Annotated in this window: 15 protein-coding genes; 12 read left to right on the top strand and 3 right to left on the bottom strand. The window is 57.2% G+C overall.

What is annotated here, in order from left to right:
• Window positions 1-3: 3 nt before the first annotated feature.
• The 6 genes from ubiJ (at window position 4) to tatD (ending at window position 4,731) form a co-directional block, all read left to right on the top strand.
• Entirely contained in the window at window positions 4-609 is a 606-nt protein-coding gene (gene ubiJ / locus ABIC80_RS22615) for a ubiquinone biosynthesis protein UbiJ (RefSeq protein WP_023479619.1), read from the top strand.
• The gene (gene ubiB, locus ABIC80_RS22610) at window positions 606-2,246 is read left to right on the top strand and encodes a ubiquinone biosynthesis regulatory protein kinase UbiB (protein ID WP_042716352.1); all 1,641 of its coding nucleotides are present in this window, start codon (window positions 606-608) and stop codon (window positions 2,244-2,246) included. The genes ubiJ and ubiB overlap by 4 nt, the downstream gene beginning before the upstream one ends.
• Window positions 2,247-2,347: 101 nt before the next feature.
• Complete coding sequence (tatA, locus tag ABIC80_RS22605) at window positions 2,348-2,611, top strand: Sec-independent protein translocase subunit TatA (RefSeq protein WP_042716354.1); 264 nt, start codon at window positions 2,348-2,350, stop codon at window positions 2,609-2,611.
• A gap of 3 nt (window positions 2,612-2,614) precedes the next feature.
• Complete coding sequence (gene tatB / locus ABIC80_RS22600) at window positions 2,615-3,139, top strand: Sec-independent protein translocase protein TatB (RefSeq protein WP_054803670.1); 525 nt, start codon at window positions 2,615-2,617, stop codon at window positions 3,137-3,139.
• Between the two features lie 2 nt (window positions 3,140-3,141).
• Window positions 3,142-3,906 carry a Sec-independent protein translocase subunit TatC gene (tatC, locus tag ABIC80_RS22595; RefSeq protein WP_023479610.1) on the top strand — a complete coding sequence of 255 codons (765 nt, stop codon included), beginning with the start codon at window positions 3,142-3,144 and terminating at the stop codon, window positions 3,904-3,906.
• Between the two features lie 30 nt (window positions 3,907-3,936).
• Window positions 3,937-4,731 (top strand): 3'-5' ssDNA/RNA exonuclease TatD, encoded by a 795-nt coding sequence (gene tatD, locus ABIC80_RS22590; protein WP_429178621.1) that lies wholly within the window; start codon window positions 3,937-3,939, stop codon window positions 4,729-4,731.
• 4 nt (window positions 4,732-4,735) lie between these two features.
• Here tatD and rfaH read toward each other — a convergent pair whose 3' ends face one another.
• Window positions 4,736-5,224 (bottom strand): transcription/translation regulatory transformer protein RfaH, encoded by a 489-nt coding sequence (gene rfaH / locus ABIC80_RS22585; RefSeq protein ID WP_042716360.1) that lies wholly within the window; start codon window positions 5,222-5,224, stop codon window positions 4,736-4,738.
• A 178-nt stretch (window positions 5,225-5,402) separates the two neighbouring features.
• On the opposite strand from rfaH, the gene ubiD reads away from it, so the two are divergent.
• Window positions 5,403-6,881: a 4-hydroxy-3-polyprenylbenzoate decarboxylase gene (ubiD, locus tag ABIC80_RS22580; RefSeq protein ID WP_023479541.1), complete on the top strand. Its 1,479-nt coding sequence runs from the start codon at window positions 5,403-5,405 to the stop codon at window positions 6,879-6,881.
• An 18-nt stretch (window positions 6,882-6,899) separates the two neighbouring features.
• A complete protein-coding gene (fre, locus tag ABIC80_RS22575; protein ID WP_023479600.1) occupies window positions 6,900-7,601 on the top strand; it encodes an NAD(P)H-flavin reductase in 702 nt (233 codons plus the stop codon).
• 334 nt (window positions 7,602-7,935) lie between these two features.
• Here fre and fadA read toward each other — a convergent pair whose 3' ends face one another.
• Entirely contained in the window at window positions 7,936-9,099 is a 1,164-nt protein-coding gene (gene fadA, locus ABIC80_RS22570) for an acetyl-CoA C-acyltransferase FadA (RefSeq protein ID WP_023479584.1), read from the bottom strand.
• A 9-nt stretch (window positions 9,100-9,108) separates the two neighbouring features.
• Window positions 9,109-11,298 carry a fatty acid oxidation complex subunit alpha FadB gene (gene fadB, locus ABIC80_RS22565; RefSeq protein ID WP_312278887.1) on the bottom strand — a complete coding sequence of 730 codons (2,190 nt, stop codon included), beginning with the start codon at window positions 11,296-11,298 and terminating at the stop codon, window positions 9,109-9,111.
• A 189-nt stretch (window positions 11,299-11,487) separates the two neighbouring features.
• Between fadB and pepQ the strand changes: the two genes are divergently transcribed.
• The 4 genes from pepQ to hemG are packed head-to-tail and all read left to right on the top strand — an operon-like array spanning window position 11,488 to window position 15,479.
• The gene (gene pepQ / locus ABIC80_RS22560; RefSeq protein WP_429178619.1) at window positions 11,488-12,819 is read left to right on the top strand and encodes a Xaa-Pro dipeptidase; all 1,332 of its coding nucleotides are present in this window, start codon (window positions 11,488-11,490) and stop codon (window positions 12,817-12,819) included.
• The gene (locus tag ABIC80_RS22555; RefSeq protein ID WP_429178617.1) at window positions 12,819-13,433 is read left to right on the top strand and encodes an IMPACT family protein; all 615 of its coding nucleotides are present in this window, start codon (window positions 12,819-12,821) and stop codon (window positions 13,431-13,433) included. Before pepQ ends, ABIC80_RS22555 begins: the two co-directional genes overlap by 1 nt.
• Window positions 13,434-13,473: 40 nt before the next feature.
• Window positions 13,474-14,925, top strand: coding sequence for a Trk system potassium transporter TrkH (gene trkH / locus ABIC80_RS22550; protein ID WP_023479564.1), 1,452 nt, complete (start codon window positions 13,474-13,476; stop codon window positions 14,923-14,925).
• 11 nt (window positions 14,926-14,936) lie between these two features.
• Window positions 14,937-15,479 carry a menaquinone-dependent protoporphyrinogen IX dehydrogenase gene (hemG, locus tag ABIC80_RS22545; RefSeq protein ID WP_042711660.1) on the top strand — a complete coding sequence of 181 codons (543 nt, stop codon included), beginning with the start codon at window positions 14,937-14,939 and terminating at the stop codon, window positions 15,477-15,479.
• Window positions 15,480-15,609 lie beyond the last annotated feature (130 nt).

Here is a 15,609-nt window from a genome sequence, read left to right as displayed (position 1 = left end):
CGTATGCCCTTTAAGCCGATGGTGGCCGCGGGAATTGAACGCGTGCTGAATACCTTTTTTTACCGCGACAGCGCGCTGAAAGCGGCGCGCCAGCGTCTCTACGGCAAAGTGCTGCGCGTGGTGGTGCAGGAGTTTTCCGCGCCGATTGTGCTGGTCTTCAGCGAGCGCCAGGTTGATGTGCTGAGCGAGTGGGAAGGGGAAGCCGACTGTTCGGTCATTACCCGCCTTAACGTGCTGCCAAAGCTGCGCGACCGTCAGCAGCTCACCGCGCTTATCCGCAGCGGTGAACTGGAAGTGCAGGGCGATATTCAGGTCGTACAAAACCTCTCTTCACTGATGGATCAGGCCGAGTTTGACCCGGCGGAAGTGCTTGCGCCGTGGACCGGCGACATTGCCGCTGAAGGTATCAGTAAATTTCTGCGCGGCGGCGCACGCCTTTTTCGCCACGGCTTTACGCGCCAGCAGCGCTATCTCTCTGAAGCCTTAACGGAAGAGTGGCGCGTGGCACCGGGCGCGCTGGAAATCGCCTGGTTTGCCGAAGAGACAGCGGCCGCTGAACGTGCCGCGGACGCCTTAGCCAAACGACTGGATAAACTGGAGGGCAAATGACGCCTGGAGAATTACGGCGACTCTATTTCATCATCCAGACTTTTTTGAGTTACGGGCTTGATGAGCTCATCCCCAAAATGCGTCTTACCCTGCCGCTGCGTCTGTGGCGCAGAACCCTCTTCTGGATGCCCAACCGGCATAAAGAGAAGGAGCTGGGTGTACGTCTGCGCCTCGCGCTGCAAGAGCTTGGGCCGGTATGGATTAAATTCGGGCAGATGCTCTCCACCCGCCGCGATCTCTTCCCACCGCTGATCGCCGATCAGCTGGCGATGCTGCAGGATCGCGTCGCGCCCTTCGACGGAAGGCTGGCAAAAAAGCAGATTGAAAAAGCGATGGGCGACCGCCCGGTTGAGGAGTGGTTTGACGATTTCAATATTGAACCGCTGGCATCAGCCTCCATCGCGCAGGTGCATACCGCACGGCTGAAAGAGAATGGCAAAGAGGTGGTGATCAAAGTGATCCGCCCGGACATTCTGCCGATCATCAAAGCGGATCTGCGCCTGATCTACCGCCTGGCAGGCTGGGTTCCGCGCCTGCTGCCGGATGGCCGCCGTCTGCGCCCGCAGGAAGTGGTGCACGAATATGAGAAGACGCTGATCGACGAACTCGATCTGCTGCGCGAATCGGCTAACGCTATTCAGCTGCGCCGCAACTTTGAAAACAGCCCGATGCTCTATGTGCCGGAAGTCTATTCCGACTACTGCAGCCAGAACATGATGGTGATGGAGCGCATCTACGGCATTCCGGTTTCTGATGTCGCGGCGCTGGAGAAGAACGGCACCAACATGAAGCTGCTGGCTGAACGTGGTGTGCAGGTCTTCTTCACTCAGGTGTTCCGGGACAGCTTCTTCCATGCCGATATGCACCCTGGCAACATTTTCGTTAGCTACGATCACCCGGAAGATCCGCAATACATCGGCATTGACTGCGGTATCGTCGGCTCGCTGAACAAGGAAGATAAGCGCTATCTGGCGGAAAACTTTATCGCCTTCTTCAACCGTGACTACCGCAAAGTGGCGGAGCTGCACGTTGATTCAGGGTGGGTACCGGCAGATACCAACGTTGAAGAGTTTGAGTTTGCCATCCGTACCGTCTGCGAGCCGATCTTTGAGAAGCCACTGGCAGAGATCTCGTTTGGTCACGTGCTGCTGAACCTCTTCAACACCGCGCGCCGCTTCAATATGGAAGTGCAGCCGCAGTTGGTACTACTGCAAAAAACTCTGCTCTACATTGAAGGGGTAGGGCGTCAGCTCTATCCGCAGCTCGATTTGTGGAAAACGGCGAAGCCTTTCCTTGAAACGTGGATCAAAGACCAGGTTGGCTTCCCGGCGCTGGTGCGGGCAATCAAGGAGAAGGGCCCCTTCTGGATCGAAAGAATGCCGGAAGTTCCTGAACTGATCTTCAACGGATTGCAGCAAGGAAAACATTTGCAACAAAGCGTTGATAAAATTGCCCGAGAGTTAGAGGTCAACCGCGTACGGCAGGGGCAGTCCCGCTATCTGTTTGGCATCGGTGCGACGCTGCTGTTAAGCGGCACGTTATTGCTGATAACCCGTCCTGAGCTGGCAAATAATCCGTTGTGGTTAATGGGCGGCGGGCTGCTTGTCTGGCTGCTGGGCTGGCGTAAGACGCGCTGACATGATGCGCCCTGGCCATGCCGGTCAGGGACATGCAGCCCGGGGCATAACGTGTATACTGTGGCCTCTTTCTAACATCGTCTCTTAGAGGGGAAGTGAGTATGGGTAGTATCGGCATTTGGCAGTTGGTGGTTATTGCAGTCATCGTTGTGCTGCTGTTCGGCACCAAAAAGCTCGGCTCGATTGGCTCCGATCTCGGTGCTTCGATCAAGGGCTTCAAAAAAGCGATGAGCGACGATGATAAAAAAGAGAGTGAGGCAAAATCGGCACAGGATGCAGATTTTACCGCGAAAAACCTCTCTGATACCCGTAACCCCGACGTCGTGAAGAGCGACGAAAAACGTCACGATAAAGAGCAGGTGTAAGTCGTGTTCGATATAGGTTTTGGCGAATTATTACTCGTTTTTATCATTGGTCTGGTGGTGCTGGGGCCGAAGCGTTTGCCCGTTGCAGTGCGCACTGTGGTTGGCTGGATCCGCGCCCTGCGCTCGCTGGCGACCACCGTACAGAACGAACTGACGCAGGAGCTTAAGCTGCAGGAGTTCCAGGACAGCCTGAAAAAGGTGGAGAAAGCGAGCCTGGACAACCTGACGCCGGAGTTGAAAGAGTCGATGGACGAGCTGCGCCAGGCGGCGGAGTCGATGAAGCGCACCTACAGCGCCAACGACGCGGAAAAAGCGAGTGACGAAGCGCATACCATCCATAACCCGGTGGTGAAAGATTACGAAGCGCAGCATGAAGGCGTTACGCCTGGCGTTGCTGAGCATCAGGTGAGCGCGCCGCAACAGGCTCCCCAGGAAGTGCCGGAAGAAACTGCCCCGGCAAAAATCTCTCTGGCGAAAACCGCTGCGCCGGTTTCCGACTCCACCCCCTCTGCAAGTGATAAGTCCTGAACATGGCCGTAGACGATACCCAACCGCTGATCGCGCACCTGATTGAGCTGCGTAAACGTCTGTTGAACTGCATCATCGCGGTGATGGTGATTTTCCTCGCGCTGGTCTACTTCGCGAATGATATCTACCAGCTGGTCTCCGCGCCGCTGATCAAACAGATGCCGCTGGGCGCGACGATGATCGCCACCGATGTCGCCTCGCCCTTCTTCACGCCGATCAAGCTCACCTTTATGGTGTCGCTGATCCTCTCCGCGCCGGTTGTGCTCTACCAGGTGTGGGCCTTTGTTGCCCCCGCGCTCTACAAGCATGAGCGCCGCCTGGTGGTGCCGCTGCTGGTCTCCAGCTCGCTGCTGTTCTATATCGGTATGGCATTCGCCTACTTCGTGGTCTTCCCGCTGGCGTTTGGCTTTTTGACCCACACCGCGCCGGAAGGGGTACAGGTCTCGACCGATATCGCCAGCTATCTCAGCTTCGTAATGGCGCTGTTTATGGCCTTCGGCGTCTCGTTTGAAGTGCCGGTCGCCATTGTCCTGATCTGCTGGATGGGCGTCACCACGCCGGACGATCTGCGGCAGAAGCGCCCCTATGTGCTGGTTGGCGCGTTTGTTGTCGGCATGCTGCTGACGCCGCCGGATGTCTTTTCGCAAACGCTGCTGGCGATCCCGATGTACTGCCTGTTTGAAGTCGGCGTCTTTTTCGCCCGCTTCTACGTCGGGAAGCGTCGCGTGCCGGACGATGAGAGCGAAACGGAAACCACCGAAGAGTAATAATCAGCCGCCCGCCAGGGCGGTTGTTGTATGGGAAACAGCATGTTTGATATTGGCGTAAATTTAACCAGCTCGCAGTTTGACCGTGATCGGGACGATATTGTCTCCCGTGCGCAGGCGGCGGGCGTGACCGGGATGTTAATAACCGGTACTAACCTGCATGAGAGCCAGCAGGCGCAGCAACTGACGCAGCGCTATGCGCGCTGCTGGTCGACCGCTGGTGTACATCCGCATGACAGCAGTAGCTGGACGGAAGAGACCGCGCAGGCGATTCGTGCTCTGGCGGCGATGCCGGGCGTGGTGGCGATCGGCGAGTGCGGGCTCGATTTCAACCGTAACTTCTCAACGCCGCAGGAGCAGGAGCGGGCGTTCAGCGCCCAGCTGGCATTGGCCGCCGAGCTTAATCTGCCGGTATTTTTGCACTGTCGCGATGCCCATCAGCGTTTTCTCACCCTGCTGGATCCGTGGCTCGATAAGCTCCCCGGTGCGGTACTGCACTGTTTTACCGGTTCGGCGCACGAGGCGCAGGAGTGTGTTGCGCGCGGTCTCTATCTGGGGATTACCGGTTGGGTGTGCGATGAGCGGCGCGGGCTGGAGCTGCGCGAAGTGGTGCCGATGATTCCTGCCGATCGGCTGATGATTGAGACCGATGCGCCCTGGCTGCTGCCGCGCGATCTTAAACCGAAGCCCGCTTCCCGCCGTAACGAGCCTGCTTTACTGGGGCATATCCTGAGCACGGTCGCCGAACTGCGCGGTGAAACGCCGCAGGCGCTGAGTACTGCGACGGATGAGAACGTGAAGCGACTATTCGGGATTGCGTTTTAAGCGGTCAGGCTTTGCGGAAATCGGTGTTTTTCACACTCTGCAAAACTTGCTTATTAAGAAGGTGCAGCAGCAGCATGGAGCGCGCTTCGCCATCCGGCTCTTTGAAGATCGCCTGCAACCCTTCGAGCGCACCTTCCGTAATTACAACGCTGTCGCCAGGGTAAGGGGTTTCCGGGTCGGTGATCCCTTCCGGCTGATACGCTTCAAGCTGCTGGATCACCGCGTGGGGAACGCTTGCCGGATGCATACCAAAACGCACAAAGTGGCTGACGCCGCGCGTCGCGTTGATGGTCGTGGTGTGTATGACCTCTGGATCGAATTCCACAAACAGGTAGTTTGGAAAGAGAGGCTCTTTCACCGTTGTCCGCTTGCCACGGACAATCTTTTCCAGCGCAATCATCGGCGTCAGACAGGAGACTGACTGGCGTTCCAGGTGTTCCTGGGCGCGCTGAAGTTGGCCTCGTTTGCAGTAGAGTAGATACCAGGATTGCATAATGACTCTTTTCCGTAAGTTCGGCCGCAAGAATATCAAAACCACCGCATGATGGCTAAGGTGATTATAACGCTGACTGAGCAATGCCGTTGTATTTCACGCCTATTTAACAAAAATACAGCAACCTTAGGACGAACACCGTATAATAAAGCGCTTATCTGGAGGCAATCATAACCCCATGAAATACACCGATCTTCGCGACTTTCTGACACTACTTGAGCAACAGGGCGAGCTGAAACGCATCGCGCTTCCGGTTGATCCCTATCTGGAAATGACGGAAATCGCCGATCGCACGCTGCGTGCGGGCGGTCCGGCGTTGTTGTTTGAAAACCCGAAAGGCTACGCGATGCCGGTGTTGTGCAACCTCTTCGGCACGCCGCGTCGTGTCGCATTGGGCATGGGGCAGGATGATGTCAGCGCGCTGCGCGACGTTGGCAAACTGCTGGCGTTTCTGAAAGAGCCGGAGCCGCCGAAAGGGTTCCGCGATCTCTTCGATAAGCTGCCGCAGTTCAAGCAAGTGCTGAACATGCCGACCAAACGTCTGCGTGGTGCGCCGTGTCAGCAAAAGGTGGTGCAGGGCGATGCGGTCGATCTGCACACCATCCCGATTATGCAGTGCTGGCCGGAAGATGCCGCGCCGCTGATCACCTGGGGTCTTACCGTCACTCGCGGGCCGCACAAAGAGCGCCAGAACCTGGGGATCTACCGCCAGCAGCTGATCGGCAAAAATAAGCTGATTATGCGCTGGCTCTCGCACCGCGGCGGCGCTCTCGATTTTCAGGAGTGGCAAAATGCCCGCCCGGGCGAGCGTTTCCCGGTTGCCGTGGCGCTGGGTGCCGATCCGGCCACCATTCTTGGCGCCGTGACGCCGGTGCCGGATACCCTCTCTGAATATGCCTTTGCCGGGCTGCTGCGCGGCAATAAAACCGAAGTCGTGAAGTGCATATCAAACGATCTGGAAGTGCCCGCCAGCGCCGAGATCGTGCTGGAAGGCTATATTGAAGCGGGTGAGATGGCGCCGGAAGGGCCGTATGGCGATCACACCGGCTACTATAATGAAATCGATAATTTCCCGGTGTTTACGGTTACGCATATCACGCAGCGTGAAGATGCGATCTACCACTCCACCTACACCGGACGGCCGCCGGATGAACCCGCGGTGCTGGGCGTGGCGCTGAATGAAGTGTTTGTGCCGATCCTGCAAAAGCAGTTCCCGGAGATTGTTGATTTTTATCTGCCGCCGGAAGGGTGTTCCTATCGCCTGGCGGTAGTGACTATCAAGAAGCAGTATGCCGGGCACGCCAAGCGCGTGATGATGGGCGTCTGGTCTTTCCTGCGCCAGTTTATGTACACCAAATTTGTGATCGTGTGCGATGACGATGTTAACGCCCGCGACTGGAACGATGTGATCTGGGCGATCACCACCCGCATGGACCCTGCGCGGGATACGGTGCTGGTGGAGAATACGCCGATCGATTATCTGGATTTTGCCTCGCCGGTTTCCGGGCTTGGTTCAAAAATGGGACTGGATGCCACCAATAAATGGCCCGGCGAAACCGACCGTGAGTGGGGTCGCCCGATCAAGAAAGATCCCGAGGTGACGGCGCGAATCGACGCCATCTGGGATGAACTGGCCATAATGAACGCCGAAAAATAGACCCGACAGAGAGAGCGCATGACAACCTTAAGCTGTAAAGTGACCTCGGTAGATGCCATCACTGATACCGTGTATCGCGTCCGTTTAGTGCCGGAAGCGGCATTTTCATTTCGTGCAGGCCAGTACTTGATGGTGGTGATGGATGAGCGCGACAAGCGCCCCTTCTCCATGGCGTCGACGCCGGATCAGCACGACTATATCGAACTGCATATCGGTGCTTCCGAGTTGAACCTTTACGCAATGGCGGTGATGGATCGCATCCTGAAAGAGCGCGAAATCGTTATCGACATTCCCCACGGCGATGCCTGGCTGCGCGACGATGAAGAGCGCCCGATGGTGCTGATTGCCGGTGGGACAGGTTTCTCCTATGTGCGCTCTATTCTGCTCACCTCACTGGCGAAAACGCCGGACCGCGATATCACCATTTACTGGGGCGGGCGTGAAGCGAAGCACCTCTACGATCTTTCCGAACTGGAAGCGCTGTCGGTTACCCACCCGAATCTGAATGTAGTGCCAGTAGTAGAGCAGCCGGATGAAGAGTGGCGCGGCCGTTCAGGCACCGTACTCGCCGCCGTGCTGCAGGATTTCGGCTCCCTCTCCGGGCACGATATCTACATTGCCGGCCGCTTCGAGATGGCAAAAATCGCCCGCGATCTCTTCTGTAACGAGCGCGGCGCGCGTGAGGATCGGTTGTTCGGCGACGCGTTCGCGTTCATCTGATTTTATCTTTGCCCTTGCCGCCATAGCGGCGTTGGCTGCCTTCGTTCACCCCGGTCACATAGTTATCTATGCTCCCGGGGACTCTCTCAGTTGCCGCCTTGCTCTGACGACAATGGCTTCGATAAAACCGCGTTGTTTGCCCTTGCCGCTATAGCGGCATTGGGCGCCTTTCGTATTACGCCATAAAAAAAACCGCCCCTGACAGGCGGTAAAAACGGCAACTAAATATTATCTCTTTCAGCATATACGCCGGATGGCGGCGCAAGCGCCTTATCCGGCCTACGGGCGTGTTTTGTAGGCCGGGCAAGCGCAGCGCCCCGGCATAGGTGATGCGTTATACGCGCTCAAACACCGTGGCGATCCCCTGACCCAAACCGATACACATCGTTGCCAGACCAAGATGGGCATCTTTGCGCTCCATCAGGTTGAGCAGCGTGGTGCTGATACGGGTACCGGAGCAGCCCAGCGGGTGACCGAGGGCGATCGCGCCGCCGTTGAGGTTGATCTTCTCGTCGATCTGCTCCATCAACCCCAGATCCTTAATGCACGGCAGGATCTGCGCGGCAAACGCTTCGTTCATCTCAAACAGATCGATATCGCTGGCGGTCAGCCCGGCTTTTTTCAGCGCCAGCTGCGACGCCGGTACCGGGCCGTAACCCATGATTGATGGATCGCAGCCGACCACCGCCATCGAGCGGATTCGCGCGCGCGGCGTTAAGCCAAGCTCGCGAGCGCGGCTTTCGCTCATCACCAGCATCGCCGATGCGCCATCCGACAGCGCCGATGAGGTACCGGCAGTGACGGTGCCGCTGACCGGGTCGAACGCCGGGCGCAGCGTAGAGAGCGCTTCAACGGTGGTTTCCGGGCGGATCACTTCATCGTAGTTAAACTGCTTGAGCACCCCGTCAGCGTCATGCCCGCCGGTGGGAATGATCTCGTTTTTGAACGCGCCGGATTGCGTGGCGGCCCAGGCGCGAGCATGAGAGCGGGCGGCGAAAGCATCCTGCATCTCACGGCTGATACCGTGCATGCGCGATAACATTTCCGCGGTCAGCCCCATCATTCCCGCCGCTTTAGCAACGTTACGGCTCATACCCGGGTGGAAATCGACACCGTGGTTCATCGGCACGTGGCCCATATGTTCCACGCCGCCCACCAGGCAGACCTGCGCATCGCCGGTCATGATCATGCGCGCGGCATCATGCAGCGCCTGCATCGACGACCCGCACAGGCGGTTGACCGTGACCGCCGGAACCGAGTGGGGGATCTCCGCCAGCAGCGCGGCGTTACGGGCAATGTTGAAGCCCTGTTCGAGGGTCTGCTGGACACAGCCCCAGTAAATATCGTCAATCGCACTCGCCTCAAGCGCCGGGTTGCGCGCCAAAAGGCTACGCATCAGGTGCGCAGAGAGATCTTCCGCGCGAACGTGGCGAAAGGCGCCGCCTTTTGAACGGCCCATCGGGGTACGTACTGCATCGACAATGACAACCTGTTCCATTGTGACTCCTTAAGCCGTTTTCAAAGCGCCAACCGGGCGCGCAGGTTCAACCGCGGGATAGTAAGGCTCGTTGTGGCGGGCCTTTTCACGTAACCCGGCCGGGACGTCATACAGCGGCCCAAGGTGCTGATACGCTTGCGCCATATCGAGGTATTTCGCGCTGCCAAGCGTATCGAGCCAGCGGAAAGCGCCGCCGTGGAACGGAGGGAAGCCAAGGCCATACACCAGCGCCATATCCGCTTCAGCCGGGCTGGCGATAATGCCTTCCTCAAGGCAACGCACCACTTCATTGACCATCGGGATCATCATGCGGGCGATGATCTCCTGATCGGTGAACTCATGGCTGCCCTGACGCACATCGCTCAGCAGGCTTTCAACAGCGCTATCTTCCTCTTTCTTCGGTTTGCCTTTGCTGTCCTCTTTATAGCGCCAGAAACCGAGGCCATTCTTCTGCCCGAAGCGGTTTGCCTCAAACAGCGCGTCGATGGCGTCGCGGTAATCTTTCTGCATACGCTGCGGGAAACCGGCGGCCATTACCGCTTGCGCATGATGCGCGGTATCAATGCCGACAACGTCGAGCAGGTAGGCCGGGCCCATCGGCCAGCCGAACTGTTTCTCCATCACTTTGTCGATTTTGCGGAAGTCCGCGCCATCCCGCAGCAACTGGCTGAAACCGGCAAAGTAGGGGAACAGCACGCGGTTGACGAAGAAGCCGGGGCAGTCGTTGACCACAATCGGCGTTTTACCCATCTTGCTCGCCCAGGCCACCACTTTGGCGATGGTCTGATCGGAGGTTTTCTCGCCGCGGATCACTTCAACCAGCGGCATGCGGTGCACCGGGTTAAAGAAGTGCATGCCGCAGAAGTTCTCCGGGCGTTTCAGCACGCTTGCCAGCTCGCTGATAGGAATGGTGGAAGTGTTAGAGGCCAGCACCGTATCCGGGCGAACTTTCTCTTCTGTTTCCGCCAGCACCGCTTTTTTCACTTTCGGGTTTTCTACGACCGCTTCGACAACCACATCCACGCGTTCGAACCCGGCGTACTCCAGCGTTGGCTGGATGGTGGCGATCACCTTCGCCAGCTTGAGTCCGTCGATTTTGCCGCGCTCAAGCTGTTTATTCAGCAGCTTGCCTGCTTCATTAATGCCGAGGCTGAGCGACTTCTCATTAATATCCTTCATTAACACCGGCACGCCTTTCCAGGCAGACTGGTAGGCAATGCCACCGCCCATAATGCCCGCGCCCAGCACGGCCGCCTGTTTTGGCGTCTCGACATCGGCGGTGAGCTTCTTCGCTTTGCCTTTGACGAATTGATCGTTAAGGAAGATGCCAACCAGCGCGCGCGCTTCTTTACTGTGCGCCAGCGGGACAAAACTCTGGTTCTCCAGCTTTAACGCCTCGTCACGCCCCAGCTTCGCCGCCGCTTCAATGGTTTTCACCGCGGTGATCGGCGCAGGGTAGTGTTTTCCGGCGGTCTGCATCACCATGCCTTTGGCAATGGTGAAACTCATCGAGGCTTCGATTTTGCTGAGCTTCAACGGCTCAAGCTTCGGCTGACGCTTCGCTTTCCAGTCGAGATCGCCATTAATCGCCTGGCGCAGAATGGCGACAGCGCCTTCACGGATCTTCTCTGGTTTGACGATGCCATCGACAAGGCCAATTTTCAGCGCCTGTTCAGCATCAACATCTTTGCCGGCGGCGATAATCTCCAGCGCGCTATCGGCACCCAGCAGGCGCGGCAGACGCACCGAGCCGCCAAAGCCCGGCATAATACCGAGCTTAGTTTCCGGCAGGCCAATGCGCAGATCCGGCGTCGCCAGGCGGTAGTCGGTTGCCAGCACACATTCGCAGCCGCCGCCGAGGGCGTAACCGTTGACCGCAGAGAGGGTCGGCACCGGCAGATCTTCCAGGCGGTTAAAGACGCTGTTGGCGAAATGCAGCCACTGGCTCAGTTGCTCCTGAGGAACCTGGAAGAGGGAGAGGAATTCGGTAATGTCGGCACCGACGATAAAGGCCGCTTTCTCCGAGCGCAGCAGCAGCCCTTTTAAATCTGTTTGCTTCTCCAGCACGTCCAGCGCTTCGCCGAGGCTGGCGACGGTGGCGGTATCAAGCTTATTCACTGAGCCGGGCGCATCGAACACCAGTTCGGCAATGCCATCTTCCAGCCAGTTGAGGTACAGGTTATTGCCTTTGTAGAGCATGTCAGTCTCCAGAATTCAGCAGTGATCTGGTCATACCAGATGAAGCGGAGTGTGGTTTTTATGTTAATAAATTGCAAATGAGTCATTAAAAAAATGCAGCATCGATCACGCTCGGCGGAAATCACTCACATAAAAGGAGGTGTGCTAAGATGCGACAACTTGTGGTCTTGATTAACAAAAGGAAAGACGATGGATTCGCTGGCAGCGCTGTATAAAAATCATATTGTTACCCTACAAGAACGCGCGCGTGACGTGCTGGCGCGCAGTAATCTTGATGCGTTACTGATTCACTCTGGTGAGCTATTTAACGTCTTTCTTGATGACCACCCTTATCCCTTTAAAGTGAACCCGCAATTCAAAGCCTGGGTGCCGGTGACGCAGGTACCGAACTGCTGGCTGCTGGTGGATGGCGTGAATAAGCCGAAGCTGTGGTTCTATCTGCCGGTTGATTACTGGCATAACGTTGAGCCGCTGCCGACCGCTTTCTGGACCGAAGAGGTTGAGGTGATTGCACTGCCGAAAGCCGATGATATCGGCGGCCAGCTGCCTGCCGCACGCGGCAATATCGCCTATATTGGCCCGGTGCCTGAGCGCGCGCTGAAGCTCGATATCGCCGCCAGCAATATCAACCCGAAAGCGGTGATTGATTACCTGCACTACTATCGCGCCTATAAAACGGATTACGAGCTGGCCTGTATGCGCGAAGCGCAGAAGACCGCGGTGATCGGTCATCGCGCGGCGCATGAAGCATTCCAGTCCGGGATGAGCGAGTTCGACATCAACCTGGCCTACCTGACCGCCACCGGGCATCGCGATACCGATGTGCCGTACGGCAATATCGTGGCGCTTAATGAACATGCCGCAGTGCTGCACTACACCAAACTCGATCACCGTGCGCCCGCCGAGATGCGCAGTTTCCTGCTGGATGCTGGTGCGGAATATAACGGTTATGCCGCCGATTTAACGCGCACCTGGGCGGCGAACAGCGACACCGACTTTGCGCAGCTTATAAAAGATGTGAATGAAGAGCAGCTCGCGCTGATCGCCACACTGAAAGCGGGCGTTAACTACGTTGACTACCATGTTCAGTTCCATCAGCGCATCGCGAAACTGCTGCGTCGCCATCAGATCGTCACCGATATCAGCGAAGAGGCGATGGTTGAGCAGAACATCACCGGGCCGTTTATGCCGCATGGCCTCGGTCACCCGCTCGGTTTGCAGGTGCATGATGTCGGTGGCTTTATGCAGGATGACACCGGGACCCATCTGGCCGCGCCGTCGAAATATCCTTACCTGCGCTGCACGCGCGTGATGCAGCCGCGTATGGTCGTCACCATCGAGCCTGGGATCTACTTTATTGAGTCGCTGCTGGCACCGTGGCGCGATGGCCCGCTCGGCAAGCACTTCAACTGGCAGAAAATTGAGGCGCTGAAGCCGTTTGGCGGCATCCGTATCGAAGATAACGTTGTCATCCATGAAAATGGTACTGAGAACATGACGCGGGATCTGAAGCTGCCGTAATGGAGAGTTGGCCTATTCCGGCGGCGCCGGTCACCTTTAGCGAGGAGATCAAAAAGAGCCGCTTTATTACTCTGCTGGCGCACACGGATGGCGTCGAGGCGGCAAAGGCATTTGTCGAGTCCGTGCGCGCTGAACACCCGACGGCCCGCCACCACTGCGTGGCGTGGGTTGCCGGTGCGCCAGATGATTCACAGCAGTTAGGCTTTTCTGACGATGGCGAGCCGGCAGGGACGGCGGGCAAGCCGATCCTCGCGCAGCTGATGGGTAGCGGCGTTGGGGAAATTACCGCGGTAGTGGTGCGTTACTATGGCGGCGTGTTGTTGGGTACCGGCGGGCTGGTGAAGGCCTATGGCGGCGGCGTGCAGCAGGCGCTCACGCAGCTCACCACCACCCGCAAAATGCCGTTAACCGAATATACTTTGTGTTGCGATTATGCACAGCTTGCGGGAGTCGAATCGCTGCTCGGGCAGTTCGATGGGAAAATTGTCTCCAGCGACTATCAGGCCAAAGTGCAGCTACGTGTCGCACTTGCGCAGAGTCATCTGGTCGCCTTTTCGGCAAAGCTGGCTGATTTTAGCCGTGGCGCATTGCAATTGTTAAAAACTGAAGAATAATCGCCACCTGATTTTCTGAACACCATAGGAAGCGGCAGAGATGCATTTTCGCGCCATAACCCGAATCGTTGGACTGCTGGTCATCCTCTTTTCCGGAACGATGATCTTACCTGGACTGGTAGCCCTTATTTACCGTGACGGCGCGGGGCGCGCGTTTACCCAGACCTTTCTCGCCGCGCTGGTGATTGGCTCCATCTTATGGTGGCCGAACCGCCGTGAGAAAGGGGAGCTGAAATCCCGCGAAGGGTTTCTGATCGTGGTGCTCTTCTGGACCGTGCTGGGCAGCGTCGGTGCGCTGCCCTTTATCTTCTCGGAAAGCCCGAACCTGACGGTGACCGACGCCTTTTTTGAATCCTTCTCTGGGTTGACAACCACAGGAGCGACAACGCTGGTGGGGCTGGATTCGCTGCCGCACGCGATTCTCTTTTATCGCCAGATGCTGCAATGGTTCGGCGGGATGGGGATCATTGTGCTGGCCGTCGCCATTCTGCCTATTCTTGGCGTCGGCGGTATGCAGCTCTATCGCGCCGAGATGCCGGGGCCGCTGAAAGACAATAAGATGCGCCCGCGTATTGCGGAAACGGCGAAGACGTTGTGGCTTATCTATGTGTTACTGACGGTGGCCTGTGCGCTGGCGCTGTGGTTTGCCGGTATGCCAGCGTTTGACGCTATTGGGCACAGCTTCGCCACTATCGCTATCGGTGGCTTCTCGACGCACGATGCCAGTATCGGCTATTTCGACAGCCCGACGATTAACACCATTATTGCTATCTTCTTACTTATCTCCGGCTGTAACTACGGTTTGCACTTCTCTCTGCTGAGCGGGCGCAGCCTGAAAGTGTACTGGCGCGATCCGGAGTTTCGCATGTTTATCGGCGTGCAGCTGACGCTGGTGGTCATCTGTACCGTGGTGCTCTGGTTCCATGATGTCTACACCTCGGCGCTGACCACGGTGAACCAGGCTTTCTTCCAGGTGGTCTCCATGGCGACCACGGCTGGCTTTACCACCGACAGTATTGCCCGCTGGCCGCTGTTCCTGCCGGTGCTGTTGTTATGCTCGGCGTTTATCGGGGGTTGTGCCGGTTCAACGGGAGGTGGCCTGAAAGTGATCCGCATCTTGCTGCTCTTCAAGCAGGGGAACCGTGAGCTGAAGCGTCTGGTGCACCCGAATGCGGTTTACAGCATCAAGCTCGGCCAGCGCGCGCTGCCGGAACGTATTCTTGAAGCGGTGTGGGGATTCTTCTCCGCGTATGCGCTGGTCTTTATTGTCAGCATGCTGGCGATTATTGCCACCGGCGTGGATGATTTCTCCGCCTTCGCTTCGGTTGTGGCTACGCTCAATAACCTGGGGCCGGGGCTGGGCGTGGTGGCAGACAACTTCGCCAGTATGAACCCGGTGGCAAAATGGGTGCTTATCGCCAACATGTTGTTTGGTCGTCTGGAGGTCTTCACCCTGCTGGTGCTGTTTACCCCCACTTTCTGGCGCGAATAAGGGAGCGTTACGTGAAAACATTGATTCTTTTCTCTACCCGGGATGGGCAAACGCGAGAGATTGCCTCTTACCTCGCCTCTGAACTGAAAGAGCTGGGCGTTTATGCCGATGTGGTGAACCTGAACCGCACGCCGGAGATTGAGTGGGCGAAGTATGACCGCGTAGTGATTGGGGCCTCTATTCGCTACGGTCATTTCCACCCGGCGCTGGAGAGCTTTGTTAAAAAACATCTGCAAACGCTTAATACTCTGCCGAGCGCGTTCTACTCCGTTAACCTGGTCGCGCGTAAACCAGAGAAGAGTTCGCCGCAGACCAATAGCTATACGCGCAAGTTCCTTCTTTCGTCTCCCTGGAAGCCAGATCACTGCGCTGTGTTTGCCGGTGCGCTCCGTTACCCGCGTTATCGCTGGTACGACCGCTTTATGATTCGGTTGATCATGAAGATGACGGGGGGAGAAACGAACACCAGTCAGGAGGTGGTCTATACCGACTGGCAGCAAGTAGCGAATTTTGCTCGCGAAATTGCTCAGTTAAAAAGCAAAACGCCCGTTTAATGGGCATTGCGACCGAAAAATAAGCGAACGAAAACTTTTTTGAAATTAGGGGTTGTCAGCAGGAATTAACTCCCTATAATGCGCCTCCACTGACACGGCACAACGGCAAACACACCGGCCTGTCAGGTGA

Origin of the sequence: Kosakonia sp. 1610 (assembly GCF_050435845.1) — a bacterium.
Taxonomy (GTDB): domain Bacteria; phylum Pseudomonadota; class Gammaproteobacteria; order Enterobacterales; family Enterobacteriaceae; genus Kosakonia; species Kosakonia cowanii.
This window is presented reverse-complemented; position numbering and strand designations above follow the sequence as displayed.

Coding starts and splice junctions, on each gene's coding strand:
- fadB (WP_312278887.1), bottom strand. CDS start 11,298: ATGCTCTACAAAGGCAATAACCTGTACCTCAACTGGCTGGAAGATGGC.
- trkH (WP_023479564.1), top strand. CDS start 13,474: ATGCATTTTCGCGCCATAACCCGAATCGTTGGACTGCTGGTCATCCTC.
- tatA (WP_042716354.1), top strand. CDS start 2,348: ATGGGTAGTATCGGCATTTGGCAGTTGGTGGTTATTGCAGTCATCGTT.
- pepQ (WP_429178619.1), top strand. CDS start 11,488: ATGGATTCGCTGGCAGCGCTGTATAAAAATCATATTGTTACCCTACAA.
- ABIC80_RS22555 (WP_429178617.1), top strand. CDS start 12,819: ATGGAGAGTTGGCCTATTCCGGCGGCGCCGGTCACCTTTAGCGAGGAG.
- tatD (WP_429178621.1), top strand. CDS start 3,937: ATGGGAAACAGCATGTTTGATATTGGCGTAAATTTAACCAGCTCGCAG.
- fadA (WP_023479584.1), bottom strand. CDS start 9,099: ATGGAACAGGTTGTCATTGTCGATGCAGTACGTACCCCGATGGGCCGT.
- tatC (WP_023479610.1), top strand. CDS start 3,142: ATGGCCGTAGACGATACCCAACCGCTGATCGCGCACCTGATTGAGCTG.
- fre (WP_023479600.1), top strand. CDS start 6,900: ATGACAACCTTAAGCTGTAAAGTGACCTCGGTAGATGCCATCACTGAT.
- ubiB (WP_042716352.1), top strand. CDS start 606: ATGACGCCTGGAGAATTACGGCGACTCTATTTCATCATCCAGACTTTT.
- ubiJ (WP_023479619.1), top strand. CDS start 4: ATGCCCTTTAAGCCGATGGTGGCCGCGGGAATTGAACGCGTGCTGAAT.
- rfaH (WP_042716360.1), bottom strand. CDS start 5,224: ATGCAATCCTGGTATCTACTCTACTGCAAACGAGGCCAACTTCAGCGC.
- ubiD (WP_023479541.1), top strand. CDS start 5,403: ATGAAATACACCGATCTTCGCGACTTTCTGACACTACTTGAGCAACAG.